Here is a 17,573-nt window from a genome sequence, read left to right on the forward strand (position 1 = left end):
GGCTTTGCCGGGGTCGGTTCCAGCGTCTCTGCTGGGGTGGGGGATTTCGAGATCGCGAAGATCAGTTTGAACACCTCTAGCGCCAATAACCAGATTGGCTCCAACGGAGGCACGGTCGAGCTGACGGGCGGCGGCACGGTGAATGTCGTGACCTCGGGCAACAACGCATATGGCGTCCTTGCGCAAAGCGTTGGCGGCGGCGGCGGGACGATCATCAATTCTCAAAGCCATCAGGCTGCGGCCGGCATCGAGGTGGGTGTACAAGGCTCCGGCATGAGCGTCGGTCAGCTCGGCGAAACCGACGGCGGAAACGTCACGCTGAATCTTGCCGCAGCCTCGGGTATCCGTACCTCCGGGACGGGCGCGCATGGGATCGTTGCACAATCGGTCGGCGGCGGTGGTGGCGTTGTGGGGTTGCCAGGTACCGGGGCAACATTGACGGTGGATGGGAGCAAAGCGCCGACTTCTTATGGAGGTACTGGCGCGGGTGGGAATGTGTCCATCACGGCCAGTGGCGGTATCTATACCGACGGAAATGGGGCGATCGGTATTCTGGCGCAAAGTGCCAGCGGCGCCGGAGGATTGCTGCTTTCGGATGATGGCCAGACGGTATATGCCGGTAAGGCAGTGACCGGCGGTTCGGCCAGCAATATGGGCTCTGGTACGGTCGACGTCACGGTTAATGCGAGTTCGGTCATTTCTGTCAACGGGACGAATGGCGTAGGCATCTTTGCGCAGAATGCCGGCTCGACCAATGGGGCAACTATTACGGTTAACGGCTCGGTCACGCTGGGCGCGACGGGCAATGTCGGCACGGCCATCTGGATGGACAGTGATCACAGCAGCACGCTCACCGTGGGCGAGACGGGCATCGTGCAAAGCTACGAAGGAACCGCGATACTCGGCACGGGCGGGCCACTGAATGTCACGAATAGTGGCTCGATTCAGGGCTCTGCGACATTGAATGGCGGCAAGATGACCAACGATGGTCAATATGCAGCAGGCGCCGTATTCGAGGGCGATCTGCTCAATAGCGGGCAGTTCATGCTTGGTGGATCAGAGGGGTTTTTGTCGGGATTGGATCGCACACGTTACGCCACCACGACGCTCACGGGTTCGTTTACGCAGACGTCGGCCGGTACATTGCAAGTGGGGGCGGATTTCAATGCCATGGAATCTGACGCGTTGATTATTAACGGCCCTGCCAATCTCGATGGCGCATTGCTGGTTGCGCCCCGGGCCTTGCTGCCCGAACGCGAGTTGGCGGTATTGACCGTCAACGGCGCGCAATCGGGTAGCTTGGCTGCTGATGACTCTCCCATTTTTGACTACGCGACACGGCAGTCCGGTAACACGACACATGTGCGTGTCGCTAAGGCAGACTTTAACGCCAGCGAGATGCAATTGAGCGCCAACCAGCGTAACGTCGCGAGTCATTTGCAGTACGGGTGGGACGATGGAGGGTCATCCGCGCTGGCGTCTTTGTATGCGCAGCTGGACACGGCGTCCCGCGCGGGGGCCGACGAGTATCAGCAGCGTGTTTCAGACCTGTCGCCGGGCGTCACGCTCGCGCCTGCTGCACAGATGCAGCTGGGCATGGCGCGCTTTACCAATTCAATGATGTCGTGCCCGGCTTTTGACGATGCGGGGGCGCTCACGACAGAGCAGAGCTGCTTCTGGGCAGAGGTGAGTTCGCGGCATACGAATCAGAATGGCGGTGACGGGACGGCAGGTTTCTCTCTGGACAGTGTGACCTATCAATTCGGCGGACAGCGTGAGATTGCGCCTCACTGGTTCTTCGGCGGTTCGATGGCCTATCAGAATTCCCATTTGCGCGGTGATGACCGCCGGGTCGGCGGGTCGGGCGATTCCGGATACGCCGGCATCGTGCTCAAACGTGAAATGGGCCCTTGGACGTTTTCTGGGGCGCTGGGTGGCGGCTACGGGTCTTTCGATCTGGACCGCAATCTGAGCATCGCGGGCTACGACAGCCAGGCGAAAGGTAAACCCGATGTGTATAGCTTCAGCGCACGGCTGCGTGCGGCACGCACCTTTGTACAGGGCGATTTCTACCTCAAACCCTACATGGATTTGACAGCTACCTACTCGCGCATGCCCGCTTATACGGAATCGGGCGATGCCTTGCGTTTGAAGGTGGATAGCAGCGATCAATTCGTGCTTGGCCTCGCGCCCGCAGTCGAGATCGGCGGACGTGTCGAACTGCCCAGAGGGGCCGTGTTGCGGCCGTTTGCCTACGCCGGTGTGTCGTTCCTGTCGGAAAACGGATGGAAAACCAAGTCGCGGCTGGATGGCTCGCCCGATGGGGGCGGCAGTTTCAGCACCAGGATGCCTACCGACAGCGTCATCGGCCGTATAGGCGCGGGTCTGCTGGTGTCGAAGGCTGCTGGAATAGATTTCCGCCTGCAGTACGACGGTGAGTTTGCGTCGCGTGGAAACAGCCACTCGGGGACGTTGAAGGTCGCTGTGCCGTTCTGAGGCGCGGCGCAGGCCGACCTGCCTGCGCCGCCCGTGGTAGTTGCTTGATTGGTCGCCGCGACGGTGGGTGGTATAAATTGAGTTGGTTTCCCACAGCATCCCGACATGGCAAACACCGACGCTTCTACTTTCCAGGCACAACTGCTGCGTCCGGCGAATCCGGGCGCGGATGATTCATGGGCGTTTCTGGTGTTGCCCAAAGCCGCTAGCGACACACTGCCCAGGCGAGGCAGGACGTCGGTGGAGGGGACGCTCAATGGGCAGCCTTTTCAGGCGACGCTTGAGCCGGATGGTCAATTGAGTCATTGGCTCAACGTCCCCCATGCGCTTCAAGAGGCAGCCGCCGCGTCGTTCGGCGATACGGTCACCGTTCAAGTCGTTCCGGCTGATCCCGAGCCAGAGCCTGCGATGCCCGACGACCTGCAGCAAGCATTGGCTGCGTCCACCGCTGCGACCGCCACCTGGAAAGACACCACGACGCTCGCACGTGTTGACTGGATCCATTGGATCGAATCTGCCAAGCAGGCCAAGACCCGTGCGCGCCGGGTGCAAAATGCCTGCGAGATGCTCGCCGAGGGCGAGCGGCGTGTCTGCTGTTTCGATCAGTCGGGCTTCTATAGCAAAAGCTTGAGCGCACCGAAAGCCAAAGGGTGAACGCTGCGCTTAGGAGGCGTCTTCTATGCCAGATATTGTGCAACTTCGCCCCGAAGGCCTGTACTGCCCGGCAGGCCAGTTTTACGTGGATCCGTGGCAGCCGGTGTCGACGGCGGTAGTGACGCATGGCCACGGCGACCATGCCCGCTCGGGGATGGGCAGCTATTACACCAGCCGCGAGGGGCTGCCTATTTTGCAGTGGAGACTGGGCGAGCAGGACTATCGAGCCTATAACTATGGCGAGGCCTTCACGCTGGGCGATGCTCGCGTGTCCTTGCATCCCGCAGGCCATGTGCTGGGATCGGCTCAGGTACGTATCGAGGCCGAGGGGCAGGTATGGGTAGTCTCTGGGGACTACAAACGTCAACCGGATCCGACTTGCCGTCCCTTTGAAGTCGTCCCTTGCGATACGTTCATCACCGAGGCGACGTTCGGTTTGCCCATCTATCGCTGGCCGGCCACCGCCGATGTAGCCCGTGAGATCGTGCAGTGGCGTGACCAGTGCGCCGCCCGTGGCGAGGCCGCCATCCTCTATTGTTATGCCCTGGGAAAGGCACAGCGGGTGCTCGCGGAACTCGCGCCGCACATCGACCGGCCAGTCTATCTGCACGGCGCCATCGCTGCCGGGGTAGATGTATATCGGCAGGCAGGGATCGCCATGGCAAACACGGAATTGGTAATGGAAACCGATCGTGCGACGAGAACGGGCGGCACGAATTTTGCTGGTGAGCTGATCATGGCGCCTCCCTCGGCGGCAGGCAGTCCGTGGCTGCGGCGGTTTCGCAAGGCGCAGCAGGGTTACGTCTCTGGCTGGATGCGATTGCGAGGCAATCGGCGGCGGCGCAATATGGACCGGGGGTTTGTGCTTTCTGATCATGCCGACTGGCCGGGTCTGTTGCGTACGATTCGTGAGACGGGGGCATCGCGCGTGATTGCGACTCACGGGGATACGCGCGCGTTGGTACGCACGTTGAATGAAGCTGGTGTGGCGGCTGAAACGCTGATGACGCAGTTCGAGGACGAGGAATAGGGACGCTGATGTCGCGATTCGTCTTGTTTAGACCTTCGAGTGAAGACAAATAGGGCGTGTATGAAACGATTCGCGGCACTCTATCAGGACCTCGACCGATCTACAGCCATCTTGGATAAGCGGGCCTCGCTGGTCGCGTATTTCCGTGACGCGCCATCACGCGATGCTGCCTGGGCGCTATTTCTGTTGGCAGGGGGCAAAATCACCAGCGCGCGCCGCAAGATCGCAGCGGTAGGCGAGTTGCGCGCATGGGTGGCCGAGGCCTCGAATACAGCTCCGTGGTTAGTCGAGGCCAGCTATGAGCAGGTAGGCGATCTGGCAGAGACGCTGGCACTGTTGGTGCCGGACCCGGAACAAGCAATTGCCGAACGCAGCCTGGCAGAGTGGATCGAAGAGGTCCTGGTGCCAGTGGCCAATCGGGACGAAGCCGAACGTCGTGATGTCATCGTGTCAGCATGGCGGGGCCTGCCGTTTGACGAGCGTCTCGTTTTTAACAAACTATTGACGGGCGCGTTGCGCGTCGGCGTATCGCAGCGCTTGGTGCAGCAGGCGCTGGCAGAAATGTCGGGCGTCCCGATCGCGCGTATCGCTCAACGCATGATGGGCGAATGGGCGCCCAGCCCGGCGTTTTTGCTGGCACTCCTCAGTACCGAAGCGTTGCCGGGCGATCGTCAGCAACCGTATCCATTTTTTCTGGCGTCTCCGTTAGAGAGCGAGCCGGAGACCCTGGGATCTATCGACGAATGGATGCTGGAGTGGAAATGGGACGGCATTCGCGCTCAGTTGATCCGGCGTCATCGCGAGGTGGCGCTGTGGTCGCGTGGCGAGGAGCGTCTGGATGGGCGTTTCCCGGAAGTCGAGGACGCTGCCGCTGCGTTGGACGCAGATTGTGTGTTGGATGGCGAGTTGCTGGCTTGGCAGGACGAAGCGCTAGGGCCCATGCCATTCTCTGCGCTGCAGACGCGCATTCAGCGATTGAAGCCCGGGCCCAAATGGCTGGCCGAGGCGCCAGTGCGGATGTTGGCGTATGACCTGTTGGAGCTCAACGGCAAGGACCTGCGCGAGCTGCCCCAGCTAGAGCGGCGCCGTCAACTCGAATCGCTGTTGCAGCAGTACCCGGATCCTCGGTTATGTCTGTCGCCATTGATACCTTTGTCCAACTGGAACGCAGCGACAAGGTTGCGAGAGGAATCACGTGAGCGTGGCGTAGAGGGCTTTATGCTAAAGCGCGCCAGTGCGCCATATCAGAGCGGCAGGCGGCGCGGCGATTGGTGGAAATGGAAAGTCGACCCTCTGACGATCGATGCGGTGTTGTTGTATGCGCAGGCGGGCCATGGACGGCGCAGCACGCTCTACACCGATTACACATTTGGCCTGTGGGACGGTGATACCTTGGTGCCGATTGCCAAGGCGTATTCCGGTCTGAACGACAAGGAAATCTTGGCGTTGGACCGGTGGGTGCGTGCGCACACGCTCGAGCGTTTTGGTCCGGTCAGATCCGTCAATCCCGTTCAGGTTTTCGAATTGGGTTTCGAAGGCGTCAATATCTCCAAACGCCATAAATCAGGGGTCGCGGTGCGTTTTCCGCGTATCCTGCGCTGGCGGCACGACAAGCCGGCTGCCGAGGCTGATCAGCTGGACACGCTAAAGGCGCTGGCACGATGAAAAGGATGCCGCGTCATTGGGACGCGCCGCTAGCCGCGTGGTTTCAAGCACGTGGCTGGAAGGCCGCCGCGTTTCAGTGCGAGGTCTGGCAGCGCTATCTGGCGGGCCAATCGGGCGTATTGCATACGCCGACCGGCAGCGGCAAGACGCTGGCCGCATTTGGCGGGCCGGTGCTGGAGGCGTTGGCCGAGCCTGATGCGACGCGGCCTGCAGCGGCACAGGGTCCGCGTGTCTTGTGGGTCACGCCGTTGCGCGCGCTTGCTGCTGATACCACGCAGGCACTGACCCAGGTCGTGACAGATCTGCAGCTGAATTGGACTGTCGCCATGCGTACGGGCGACGCCAGTGCACGTGACAAACGCCTGGCGCGGCAGGGAAAAGCCGATGTGTTGGTGATCACGCCAGAATCCTTGGCGTTGCTATTGTCCTATGCGGATTCATCGACCCGTTTTCACGCGCTGCGATGTGTGATCGTGGATGAATGGCATGAATTATTAGGGAATAAGCGTGGCGTGCTGCTGCAATTGTGCCTGGCGCGCTTGCGGCATTTGGCGCCGAGCCAGCGTACCTGGGGGCTGTCGGCGACGCTGTGCAATCTGGACGAAGCGCGCGCCGTACTGCTGCCTCACGCGCCCGATAGCATATTGGTGGCGGGTGCGAGGCCGCGCAAGGTGACGTTGTCGACGATGTTGCCTGCACCTGATCGAAGGCTGCCGTGGGCTGGTCATCTCGGGTTATCGCAGCTCGCCAACGTCTATAAACGCTTGTTCAAGGCAGGCACCAGCTTGCTGTTTACCAACACCCGAGCACAGGCCGAACTATGGCATCGCGCACTGGAATCGATATGGTTGGATGATCCCGCCACACTCGCGCTGCACCATGGTTCACTGGACCCGAAGCTGCGTGCCAACGTCGAACAGGGATTGCGCGAGGGTACGCTGCGTTGTGTAGTGGCCACCTCCAGTCTGGATCTGGGTGTCGATTTTCCAGCAGTAGACCAAGTCCTGCAAATCGGCAGCGCCAAGGGGGTGGCCAGATTGTTGCAGCGTGCTGGCCGCGCCAAGCATCGCCCTGGTACGTCTGGCCACGTTATCTGCGTGCCGACGCAGGCCTTGGAACTCATCGAGTTTGCCGCTGCCCGGCAGGCCATCGCCCGTGGGGATATCGAATCGCGCCGGCCATTGAGCGATTGTTGGGATGTGCTGGCGCAGCATGCGGTTACCTTGGCGCTGGGCGGCGGTTTCGATGCCAGGGCGCTTTATGACGAAGTCCGGCAGACACATGCATACGCCTCGCTGAGTCCTGCCGCCTGGCAATCAGTGCTGGATTTCATAGAGCAGGGCGGTAATGCGTTGGCCAACTATCCCGAGTTTCGGCGAGTGCAGCGCGACGAAGACGGCTGGTATCGCGTACATGACCGGCGCATCGCATTGCGTCATCGTCTTTCGATCGGCACGATCACGGCCGACGGGGCGATCTCGGTCAAGTATCTGCGCGGTGGCAGTCTGGGCTCAGTCGAGGAAGCGTTTCTCGCGCGACTGCGCCCCGGGGATCAATTTCAGTTCGCGGGCCGTACGTTGCAACTGGTGAGGTTGGAGGGCATGACAGCCTATGTGCGGCGAACGAAGACGGGAATCGGTCCGGTTGCCACCTGGCAAGGCGGGCGTATGCCGCTGTCTACTCAACTGGGCCGCGAAGTCGAACGTGTTTTTGCGCACCCTGGTACTCACCCGGAAATGCGGGTGGCGCAGTCGCTCTTGCGTATTCAGGCTCGCGCTAGTGCTCTGCCTGATCAGGACCGTTTAGTCGCCGAGTGCATTACTACACGGCGCGGTATGCATCTTTTTCTGTTCCCGTTTGCGGGACGAGCCGTGCACGAGGGGATGGCGGCCATGATGGCATTGCGGTGGGGGCGGCTGCAGGGTAATACGTTTTCTTATACCGTGAACGATTATGGTTTGATGTTGACCTTGGCCGAGCCCGCAGCGGTGGACGACGCATTGCTGCGGCGACTGCTCAGCGCAGAGGGGGTGAGCAATGACTTGAGCGAGGGCATCAATCTGGGCGAGCTGGCACGTCGGCAGTTCCGTGAGATTGCGCGAGTCGCGGGACTGTTGACGCCCTCTATGCCTGGGCGCGAAATGCGTTCGTTGCGTCAGGTGCAGGCATCCAGCGGTCTGCTGTACGACGTGCTGAGGCGCTATGACCCAGGGCACCTGTTGTTGGCGCAGGCCGAACGCGAGGTCTTTGAACAGCAATTGGACATGCCGCGGCTCATGGCAGTATTGGAGGAATGCGCGGCACGTACGTTGGTCCTGTGCGAGCCGCATGCGTTGACACCGCTGTCGTTCCCGTTATGGACGGAGAGCCTGCGCGGGCAACTCAGCACACAGACCTGGCAGGATCGCGTGAAACGCGCCGCTGCGCAATTGGAGAAACGCTATGCCCGCATTGCCTGAGGGCGCGCTGAGTGTGCAGCTGGCGGGAGAGCCTATGTTGCTGTTGGGCGAACGCGCGATGTTCTGGCCGGCGCGTCGACGTTTGATTATTGCTGACCTGCATTTGGGCAAAGGACATGTTTTCCGGCGAGCAGGTATCGCCGTTCCCCGTGGCGCTACTGAGGATGACCTGCGACGCCTGGCAGGCCTGGCGGTGATGACGGATGCCCGGGAATTATGGATTGTCGGCGACGTGCTGCACGGTCCGGCTACACAGGCCCAATGGCGCGACAGTTGGAGCCGCTGGAGACAGGCGCACGCGGCATTGCAAGTCGCGGCATTGACCGGCAATCATGATCGCGCGCTGGATGGCGAGGCCTTGGATATCCGCCAACTAGGAGAGTTTCAGGCCGATGGTCCATTCGTATTTCGTCATTTACCTCAGCGCGATGCGGATGGCCGCCATGTTATCGCTGGACATGTGCATCCACAGGCTCGTCTGTCCGGTGTGCCGCGTAACTGGCCAGTATTCTGGTTAAGGCCCGGCATGACGATTCTGCCTGCTTTTTCAGCATTTACCGGAGGACAACGGCCCGATATCGAGCGCGGCGATACCTTGATCGCCTGCGTCGATGGGACGGCTATTCCGATCCCGTGATTAGGACATCTGTGTCCTGAGAACGGTCGTTGATTAGCCCGTATAGCACAGATGGACGATCTTCCTTATTGATTGGCCAGTACCTCTTTCATACGAGCATAGTCCTGTAGATACTGCCGCCCCAATCGGATTTTTTGCCTATCGTTAAGAATCTTTCCAGAGATCTGAAAGAACTTCTTTTCCTCTTCGCGTAGATGATGACGGACCTCATCTGATAGTTTTTTCGCTTTGGACAGCCAGCTGCCGCCGCGCGTTTCGGCTTTGCCGAGGTCCTCGACATACTCGTCGATCTCATGATGCTCGGCCAAGGCATGACGCGAAGGATCCAGACCCATGTCGTCCATCAGAATAGGCGCATACAGAAACCGTTCTTCTGCCGCTGCGTGAGCGGCGAGCTCGATCTTCAGCTCCCGGTAGATTTCGAGACGGCGCTCGCTATGAGGCGCTGCGCGTAGCAGCTTTCTGCATAGTGAACGCTGAATCTCATGACTTTCGCGCAGGGCGTCATAGATAGTGGCAGCAGCCATAGTGCCTCCTTTTTTAACGAAGAAAAGCCGATTCCACCGGTGTCCTCGACACTGGAACTTTACATCCACTATCGAGGAGCAACCGCGCCTTAGCGATCGCGGGAGCGTCCGCCGATCGTCGCGCAGAAGCTTGCGACAAAAGCGCCCACCAGTAGCGACGCGAACGCCCACAACGAGAATCCTGCGGCGGCCTTGCGCGTGGCATCGGCAGTTTCGCGGACTTTTTGCTCTGCTTCGCGCGCGGTTTGTTCGGCTTGGTCCTGGATCTCCGTCAGGCGTTGCTGCGCTGTCGATTCATCTACGCCTGCGCGTTGAGCGATCAGCTTGACGAGGTAGTCCTGGTCTGTGTCAGACAGTGCACCGGTAGCGAGGCTGCGGCCGAGAATGCGCGATGCCTCTTGCCGAATATCCCCCTGGGCCGTCGCGACCAAGGGATCATTGGGGCGCAACAGGGCATCGGTGAAATAGTCCAGGGAAAAACTGTCTGAGCCGTCTTGCCCGGCTGTTGCCGTGACGGCGCCTGCACCGGCGCCCGCAATAGTGGCGCCCGCTTTGGCCGTGCCCGAGACCACAGACGCCACGGTGGTGCCCAGCAAAATCAGTCCAACGACAGCGCTCAAGGCCCAGACGAGAAAGCCATGGGCAGTATCCCGAAAATAGATCTCGTCGTCGTGGACATCGGTCCATTTCGTACGCAGCCGCCCCGCGACATAACCCGCGATCCCGTAGGCGACGATGTGTGTGAAAAAGAGCCAGATGATGGATCCCACCGCGAGAGCCGGCCCGGAGGCGCCCTCATCCCGCCACGGAGACATCGAGACGAGCCCGAGTCCTGTACCACCGATGACCAACATCGCGGATACCGCTGAGGCGATAACGGCGCCGGCGATGACGGCGCCCCACGATACGGCGGAGTGCGGCGACTCTACGCCGCTCAAATCATGAGCATAAGAAGTCACGGACTGATCATTCTGCATGACATTTCCTTGTTTTGGTTGAGGTCACCCGCACTGAATAGTCAGTGCCAGAATAGGGCTAGCAAAATGATGATGGGGATGGGTACGCCCAGCAGCCACAAAAGTATGGATCGCATATGGTCTCCTTGTTGACGGCAGTTATTGCGACTTTTCCTGAATCTTTTCCCCACCGCGTTCAATATCCTGTCCGGCTCCGTGCATGGTGTTGCAACCGGCAGTGAGGCTCGCGGCGATCAGGGCCATGATCAGAATGAATTGCTGGCTTTTCATGGTGCGTCCTTGGCAGAGTGTTGACGTGCCGTGCGTCAGCAAGTCTCGTGCCTGACCTGCATTGGTTGGGACAGGAGGTAGAGCTGCGTTTCTGTTCGGGCAGGCCGATGTGCTTCGACGAGACCGGCGCGCAACTGATATTGGTAATTACCCGATAGAACAGCTATATCACCATTTGTTCTATTGACGATACATTGGGACATGGACAGAATCTTTGTCTATGGGAACCTCCTTACCGCTACCGAAATATCACCAGATCTACCTCATCTTGCGCGAGCAGTTGCAAGAAGGGCGTTTCGATCAGGATGGCGTGCCAGGCGAACTCGCGTTGGCCACGCAGTTCGAGGTGGCGCGCATCACCATCCGCAAGGCGATGGAAATGCTGGTGGCGGATGGGCTCGTATCGCGCCGCCCGGGATTGGGCACGTGGCCGACACGGCACGCGCCCGCGGCGAGCACCCGAGACACGAACAGTGCGACAAAGAGCCCGCGCCAAAAGGCCCATCTGGTGGGCCTGATGGAAAACATCGTCAATATGGGTTTGCGCACGTCGGTGCATGTGTTGGATAGCGAGCTGGTCAATGCCTCGCCTGCCGTGGCCGAGTCGTTGGAAATTCCTGTGGGTACCCCCGTGCACAAGAGCTTGCGCGTGCGCAGCACCGAGGCGGGGCCCTTATCCCACATCACTACCTATGTGCCGCAGGCCGTGGCGAATTTCAGCCGTGCGGATCTGGAGCGTCAACCGTTGTTGATGTTGCTGGAGGCTGCAGGGGTCGAATTCGGCGGCGCGACACAAACCATCGGAGCCCGCTTGGCGGATGCGCAGATCGGCCGCCATTTGGATGTGGCGGTGGGGTCGGCGTTGCTGTCGGTGGTTCGTTTGGTACGTGATGTGAATGATCGTCCGGTGCAGCTGTTGCATGGTTTGTATCGCCCGGATCGCTATCAATATCAATTGCAGCTGTCGCGCGTCGGGGACATCGACGCCAAGGTCTGGGTCAGCGAAGAGCTCTCGGCCCAATTTCATTAAGTCTCTTTCGGAGTTTTTGCCATGACGACGCGCCGTACTTTTTTGACGCAGTCCGCCGCCGCGGCTGCTGTGTTATCTGCACCCTGGATGGTGCGTGCCCAGTCCGCTACGCCGGTGAAAGTCGGAATTCTGCATCCGGTGACGGGCGCGTTGGCATATTCGGGCCAGCAATGCCGCTTGGGGGCTCTGCTGGCCATCGAGGACATCAACAAGGCCGGCGGTATCAAGGCGCTGGGCGGCGCCAAGCTGGAGGCTTTGCTGGGGGACGCACAATCGCGTCCCGAGGCCGGCTCCGCCGAGGTGGAAAAAATGAACGCCGCGGGCGTGTCGGCGATTGTGGGTGCGTACGCATCCGCCATCTGTCTGGCGACGACGCAGACGGCGGCCAAATATGGACTGCCTCATGTGGTGGATGTCGGTGTGGCGGATCAGATCGTTGAGCGAGGCTTGAAAAATACCTTCCGTTTTGGGCCGGGCTATCGTACGTGTACTGAGCGCGCGATTACCGATCTGGTGGCGTTGAATGACGCGGCAGGCAAGCCGGCAAAGACCGTAATGATCGTGCACGAGGATTCGTTGTTCGGTACGGGGACGGCAGCGTTGTTGTCCAAGGCTCTGCCAGAGCATGGTTTCGAGGTGAAAGAAGTCGTCAAACACCCGAACCCGACCCGCGACTTCAACAATATTGTGCTGCGCATGCGTTCGGTGAATCCGGACATCGTGATTCCGGCAAACTACTACAACGAGTACGCCTTGCTATTGCGTGCGATGAAGCAGCAAAAGGTGAGCCCGAAGGCAATTTATTCCGTATTGGGCGGCGCAGCATCGAGCTATAAATTCCTGAAAGAATTCCCTGACGTGGCTAACGGGATCATCGATTGCAATCACTGGTTCAATCCCAAGGATGCCCGCGTCGCGCCGCTGAAAGCACGTGTCGAGGAAAAGGGCGCGTACTTCAGCTACGAGGTCTTCATGACCTATGTCAGCGTCTACCTGTTGGCCGACGCGATCGAGCGCGCCAAATCCACGGATCGGGCGGCGATCACCGAGGCATTGGCCAGCAGCACGTTCTCGGATCATTTGATGCCGTATGGGCCCACGAAATTCGTGAATGGCCAGAATACCGGTGCGCAGCCTCTGCTGACACAGGTGATCGGCGGCGATATCAAGGTGATCATCCCTGAGGCATACCGTCAGGCCAACGCCCAGTTTCCGGTAAAGGCCTGAGCGATGTTGTGGGATCCTGCCATTCTGTTGTCTGCCGTGCTCAACGGCCTGACCACGGGCGCGGTGTACGCGCTGGTGGCGTTGGGCTTGACGCTGATTTACGGTGTTTTGCACATCATCAATTTCGCGCACGGCGCTGCCCTGATGGTGGCGCTGTACGCCGTCTATCTGCTGAAAGAGCGTTTGGGGCTGGATCCCTATATGGCGCTGCCGTTCGTGATGGCGGGCATGTTTGTGCTGGGGTATTTCCTGCAGCGCGTCATCATCAGCCGCGCCAGCCACGGCAAGGACGAGAACATTCTCTTGGTGACCTTGGGGCTGTCGATCGTGCTCGAGAATCTGGCGCTGGTGTGGTTCAAATCGGATACGCGCAGTATCGATACCGCCTATACCTTGTCCACGGTCGAAATCGGGCCGGCATTGATCGCCTTGCCGAAAGTCATCGCCTTTGCAGGGGCGATGGTTGTAGCGGCCGTGTTGCTGTGGGTGATCCGCCGCACTGACCTGGGCCGCGCCATACGTGCCGTGGCAAAGGAAAAGCAGGGTGCCAAACTGATGGGCATAGATGTCGAACGCGTATACGCCTTGTCGTTTGCGATCGGTATGGCCTGTCTGGGCGCTGCAGCGTGTTTCCTGTTGCCCGCGTATTACGTCAATCCGCAAGTGGGCAGTGGCTTTGTGCTGATCGCTTTCACGATCGTGGTGCTGGGCGGCATGGGCAGTTTTGCCGGAGCCTTGGTCGGCGGTTTGTTGATCGGGGTAGTGGAGTCGTTGGGCGGCTTGTTCCTGGGCGACTCGCTGGGCCAGATGGGCATCTTTGCCATCTTTATTCTCGTGTTGCTGTTTCGCCCGCAGGGGCTGTTTGGGGCGAGGGCGTGACCATGAAGGATTTATACGGGATCCTGATTTTTGGCCTGGCGGTGGCTGTGGCGACGATGTTCGTGCAATCCGGCGTATGGCTGACATTCATCATGATGTCGCTGTATGCGGCGTTGCTGGCGCAGGCGTGGAATATTCTGGGCGGTTATGGCGGGCAGTTATCGTTTGGCCACGCCCTGTTTTTTGGTGTCGGGGCCTATGCCCAGGCGTTAGGGCAACTGAACTTGGGCATTAATCCATGGGCGGTGTTGCCGGTAGCGATCGTCTGTGGCGCGCTGGTAGGGCTGATCGTGGGGGGATTGACCTTTCGCTACGGCTTGCGCGGCTCATATTTCGCATTGGTGACCTTGGCCTTTGCCGAGGTGTTTCGCATCATCGCCGGATCGGTGCCGTTCACGGGTGGCGGTGTGGGTTTGATGGTGCCGCTGAAAGAGGGCGTGGCCAATATGCAGTTTGCCTCGCGTCACGGCTATATCTATTTGATCCTGGTGTTTGTGCTGTTGGCGCTGGGTGTCACGGCGTGGCTGCGGCATTCGCGTTTCGGCGCGTATTTGCAAGCCGTGCGTGATAACGAGGATGCGGCGCGCGCCATCGGCGTAGACCCGTTGAATATCAAGCTCAAGGGTATTGCGATCTCGGCAGCGTTCATGAGCGCGGCAGGCGCGTTCTACGTGCAGGTGTTTCAGTACATCGATCCATCGATTGCTTTTGGACCGGCAGTATCGGTCGAGGCGTTGGTCGGGGCGATTGTCGGCGGCATCGGTACCTTGTGGGGCCCGATTGCAGGCGCAGTGGCGCTGCACGTGTTGGCGGACTTTACGCGCAATCTGTTTGGCGAGTTACCCGGTATCAGCATGGTGATTTACGGCCTTGTCTTGATTGCCATCGTGATGTTTGCGCCGCGAGGATTATCGGGCTATGGCCAGCCAGTGATGCGCCTGTTTAGCCAAAAGGGGCGTAGCCATGGCTGATATCTTGCTTCAGGCAGAGAATCTCTCGATTACGTTCGGTGGGGTAAAAGCGGTACAGGATGTGAGCCTGGCCGTGCCGCGCGGCAGTTTGACCGCATTGGTCGGGCCCAACGGTGCCGGCAAAACGACGCTATTTGGTCTGTTGTCAGGCTTTTTGCGTGCGCAACAAGGGCGTGTCCTTTTTGACGGAGCAGACATTACCGGGATGGCCCCGCAACGCTCGGCACAGTTGGGGCTGACGCGCACCTTTCAGGTGGTGCAGCCCTTTGGCGCGCAGACGGTGCGCCAGAACATTGCCGTAGGAGCGCATTTGCGAGTCGCCAATCGCGCCCAGGCGCTGGAGGCTGCCGAGACGATTGCGAGACGCGTGAATCTGCATCGCCAGCTGGACAAACCCGCCGCCGATCTGACAGTGGCGGGCCGCAAACGGTTGGAATTGGCTCGGGCCCTGGCTACGCAACCTCGTGTGTTATTGCTGGACGAGGTGCTGGCGGGACTGAATCCAGCTGAGATTGACGAGATGATTCCGGTGGTGCGTCAGTTGACGGCAGATGGCATCACTGTCTTGATGATCGAACACGTGATGCGTGCCGTGATGAGCCTGGCAGAACATGTCTGGGTATTGGCGCAGGGGCGATTGATCGCCGACGGCGCGCCGTCGGTGGTGACTCGTGACGCGGCGGTGGTCGAGGCCTATCTCGGTCACGGCGCTGCCGCGCGCATCGCCGCTATGGAGATGCGAGCATGAGCGCGTTACTGGAAGTCAATGGCTTGCGAGCGGGCTATGGCCGTATGGAGGTCCTGCGCGGCGTCGATCTGCATGTCGAACAGGGCGAGATTGTCGTATTGCTCGGCAGCAATGGCGCGGGCAAGTCCACGTTGAACAATACGTTATGCGGCCTCTATCGCCCTTGGGAAGGACAGGTGCGCTTCGATGGCCAGAACTTGACGGGAAAACATTACCGCGAGGTCGTCAAGGCAGGCTTGATCCAGGTGCCGGAGGGGCGCCGGGTATTTCCTAATCTGAGTGTGCGGGAGAACCTGGAATTAGGCTCTTTCACACGAGCGCGTGAACGCCGTGGCGCAAATCTGGATCGGGTGTTGACGATTTTCCCCCGCCTGGGCGAGCGTCTGACGCAGTTCGCGGGGACGATGTCTGGCGGCGAACAGCAGATGCTGGCGATCGGACGCGGCTTGATGGCAGAGCCGCGCCTGTTGATTTTGGACGAACCTTCGTTGGGCCTGTCGCCGTTGATGGTGGAAGAAATGTTCGGTTTGATCAGCCGTTTGCACGAAGACGGTTTATCGATCCTGTTGGTCGAGCAGAACGTGGGCCAGTCGCTCGAGGTCGGGCAGCGTGCGTACGTACTGGAAGACGGCGCCATTCGCCATAGTGGCGGCTGTGCTGAGTTGATGGCCAGCGATGATGTGCGTCGAGCATATTTGGGGATGTAATGATGAAACAGACCCTGGCACAAAAACTGATCGCCGCTGCGAGCGGTCGAGATACTGTCGCCGAAGGCGAGATTGTGACTTGCTCCGTGGATCTGGCGATGTTCCATGATTCCAGCGGCCCTCGCCGGCTGGAGCCCATGTTGCGCGAATTGGGCGCGACGATCTGGGATCGCGACAAAGTGGTGCTGGTGATCGATCACTATGTGCCGGAATCAGACGAGGAATCGCGCCGCATCGTGCGTATTGCCCGGGATTGGGCGCGCAGCGAGCGCTTGCCGCATGTCTATGACAACCAGGGCATCTGCCATGTCGTAGTGCCGCAGGGCGGTCATCTGCGTCCAGGCATGTTCTGTGTCGGCGGGGATTCGCATTCACCGACTGGTGGGGCGTTTGGCGCGTATATGTTTGGCGTGGGCAGTACCGAGATGCTGGGCGTGGTCGTCACGGGGCAGATCTGGGTCAAGGTGCCACGGACCCTGATGATGCGTTGGAACGGCCGCCTCGCCGATGGTGTGACGGCCAAGGACATGATGCTGCACCTGATTGGCCGCTATGGCATGAATGGCGGACAGTATCAGGCGGTGGAGTTCTGCGGTGAGGCGGTGCGGGCCTTGTCCATGCCGGAGCGCATGACCCTGTCCAATATGAGCGCGGAACTCGGATCGCAAGTCGGTCTGGTGGCTCCGGACGAGACAACTGCAGCCTGGCTGCGCGAGGTCGGTGTGACCGAGCCGCTGGACGTGCAGCGCTGGCACAGCGATGAGGGCTGCGATGCCGAATGGTATGACTTTGATGCCAGTGCATTGGCGCCTCAGGTGGCTGCCCCGCATAGCCCCGCCAATGCGCGCGATGCGGGCAGCTATCGCGATATCGCGGTGCAGGCGGCGTATATCGGTGCATGCACCGGCGCCAAACTGGAGGACCTGCGGGCCGCCGCCCGCGTGTTGCGCGGCAAGCGTCTGGCAGACGGCATGCGCCTGATCGTCGCGCCAGCCAGCATGAAGGACCAAGCCGCTGCGGCACAAGAGGGCGTGATGCAGGTACTGACAGACGCCGGGGCGCAAATATTGCCTACCACATGCGGCGCGTGTGCCGGCTATGGCGGTTCGATCCCGGATGGGGCCACGGTGATTTCCAGCACGGCCCGCAATTTCAAAGGCCGTATGGGCTCGGAGTCCGCGCAGGTGTATTTAGGCTCGCCGTACAGCGTGGCGGCTGCCGCCGTGGCCGGCCGCATTATCGACCCACGCGAGGTGATGCAGTGACGACGCAATACCGTGATGTGTATAAGCGCTT

The 17,573-nt window shown here is 60.2% G+C and carries 16 protein-coding genes; 13 read left to right on the forward strand and 3 right to left on the reverse strand.

Translation table 11 applies throughout. The features are described 5' to 3' along the window. Positions 1–1,620 precede the first annotated feature (1,620 nt). The 6 genes from ACNA0J_RS13100 (at position 1,621) to pdeM (ending at position 8,941) form a co-directional block, all read left to right on the forward strand. The gene (locus tag ACNA0J_RS13100; RefSeq protein WP_415819424.1) at positions 1,621–2,496 is read left to right on the forward strand and encodes an autotransporter outer membrane beta-barrel domain-containing protein; all 876 of its coding nucleotides are present in this window, start codon (positions 1,621–1,623) and stop codon (positions 2,494–2,496) included. Positions 2,497–2,601: 105 nt separating this feature from the next. Further along, a complete protein-coding gene (locus ACNA0J_RS13105) occupies positions 2,602–3,150 on the forward strand; it encodes a YdeI/OmpD-associated family protein (RefSeq protein ID WP_415819295.1) in 549 nt (182 codons plus the stop codon). A gap of 25 nt (positions 3,151–3,175) precedes the next feature. After that, positions 3,176–4,180, forward strand: a complete 1,005-nt coding sequence (locus tag ACNA0J_RS13110) for a ligase-associated DNA damage response exonuclease (RefSeq protein WP_415819296.1) — start codon at positions 3,176–3,178, stop codon at positions 4,178–4,180. 60 nt (positions 4,181–4,240) lie between these two features. After that, complete coding sequence (locus ACNA0J_RS13115) at positions 4,241–5,845, forward strand: ATP-dependent DNA ligase (protein WP_415819297.1); 1,605 nt, start codon at positions 4,241–4,243, stop codon at positions 5,843–5,845. Continuing rightward, complete coding sequence (locus tag ACNA0J_RS13120) at positions 5,842–8,304, forward strand: ligase-associated DNA damage response DEXH box helicase (RefSeq protein ID WP_415819298.1); 2,463 nt, start codon at positions 5,842–5,844, stop codon at positions 8,302–8,304. Before ACNA0J_RS13115 ends, ACNA0J_RS13120 begins: the two co-directional genes overlap by 4 nt. Beyond that, positions 8,288–8,941, forward strand: coding sequence for a ligase-associated DNA damage response endonuclease PdeM (gene pdeM / locus ACNA0J_RS13125; RefSeq protein WP_415819299.1), 654 nt, complete (start codon positions 8,288–8,290; stop codon positions 8,939–8,941). Before ACNA0J_RS13120 ends, pdeM begins: the two co-directional genes overlap by 17 nt. Positions 8,942–9,006: 65 nt before the next feature. Here the strand turns inward: pdeM and ACNA0J_RS13130 are convergent, their stop codons facing one another. From ACNA0J_RS13130 to ACNA0J_RS13140, 3 genes are all read right to left on the reverse strand, one after another. Then, positions 9,007–9,468: a hemerythrin domain-containing protein gene (locus tag ACNA0J_RS13130; protein ID WP_415819300.1), complete on the reverse strand. Its 462-nt coding sequence runs from the start codon at positions 9,466–9,468 to the stop codon at positions 9,007–9,009. A gap of 89 nt (positions 9,469–9,557) precedes the next feature. After that, a complete protein-coding gene (locus ACNA0J_RS13135; protein WP_415819301.1) occupies positions 9,558–10,445 on the reverse strand; it encodes a hypothetical protein in 888 nt (295 codons plus the stop codon). Between the two features lie 138 nt (positions 10,446–10,583). Further along, positions 10,584–10,688 carry an entericidin A/B family lipoprotein gene (locus ACNA0J_RS13140; protein WP_415819425.1) on the reverse strand — a complete coding sequence of 35 codons (105 nt, stop codon included), beginning with the start codon at positions 10,686–10,688 and terminating at the stop codon, positions 10,584–10,586. Positions 10,689–10,935: 247 nt separating this feature from the next. Between ACNA0J_RS13140 and ACNA0J_RS13145 the strand changes: the two genes are divergently transcribed. The 7 genes from ACNA0J_RS13145 to ACNA0J_RS13175 are packed head-to-tail and all read left to right on the forward strand — an operon-like array spanning position 10,936 to position 17,542. Further along, positions 10,936–11,745, forward strand: coding sequence for a GntR family transcriptional regulator (locus tag ACNA0J_RS13145; protein ID WP_415819302.1), 810 nt, complete (start codon positions 10,936–10,938; stop codon positions 11,743–11,745). A gap of 21 nt (positions 11,746–11,766) precedes the next feature. Further along, on the forward strand, positions 11,767–12,972 hold the full coding sequence (locus tag ACNA0J_RS13150) for an ABC transporter substrate-binding protein (RefSeq protein ID WP_415819303.1): 1,206 nt from the start codon (positions 11,767–11,769) through the stop codon (positions 12,970–12,972). Between the two features lie 3 nt (positions 12,973–12,975). Then, positions 12,976–13,851 carry a branched-chain amino acid ABC transporter permease gene (locus ACNA0J_RS13155; protein WP_415806143.1) on the forward strand — a complete coding sequence of 292 codons (876 nt, stop codon included), beginning with the start codon at positions 12,976–12,978 and terminating at the stop codon, positions 13,849–13,851. 2 nt (positions 13,852–13,853) lie between these two features. Further along, positions 13,854–14,822 carry a branched-chain amino acid ABC transporter permease gene (locus ACNA0J_RS13160; protein ID WP_415819304.1) on the forward strand — a complete coding sequence of 323 codons (969 nt, stop codon included), beginning with the start codon at positions 13,854–13,856 and terminating at the stop codon, positions 14,820–14,822. Further along, on the forward strand, positions 14,815–15,570 hold the full coding sequence (locus ACNA0J_RS13165) for an ABC transporter ATP-binding protein (protein ID WP_415819305.1): 756 nt from the start codon (positions 14,815–14,817) through the stop codon (positions 15,568–15,570). The genes ACNA0J_RS13160 and ACNA0J_RS13165 overlap by 8 nt, the downstream gene beginning before the upstream one ends. Beyond that, positions 15,567–16,277 (forward strand): ABC transporter ATP-binding protein, encoded by a 711-nt coding sequence (locus tag ACNA0J_RS13170; protein WP_415819306.1) that lies wholly within the window; start codon positions 15,567–15,569, stop codon positions 16,275–16,277. The genes ACNA0J_RS13165 and ACNA0J_RS13170 overlap by 4 nt, the downstream gene beginning before the upstream one ends. After that, on the forward strand, positions 16,277–17,542 hold the full coding sequence (locus tag ACNA0J_RS13175; protein WP_415819307.1) for a 3-isopropylmalate dehydratase large subunit: 1,266 nt from the start codon (positions 16,277–16,279) through the stop codon (positions 17,540–17,542). Before ACNA0J_RS13170 ends, ACNA0J_RS13175 begins: the two co-directional genes overlap by 1 nt. The last annotated feature ends 31 nt before the right edge of the window (positions 17,543–17,573 follow it).

It is taken from the genome of Bordetella tumbae, assembly GCF_965139195.1.
Classification (GTDB): Bacteria; Pseudomonadota; Gammaproteobacteria; order Burkholderiales; family Burkholderiaceae_B; genus Bordetella_A; species Bordetella_A tumbae.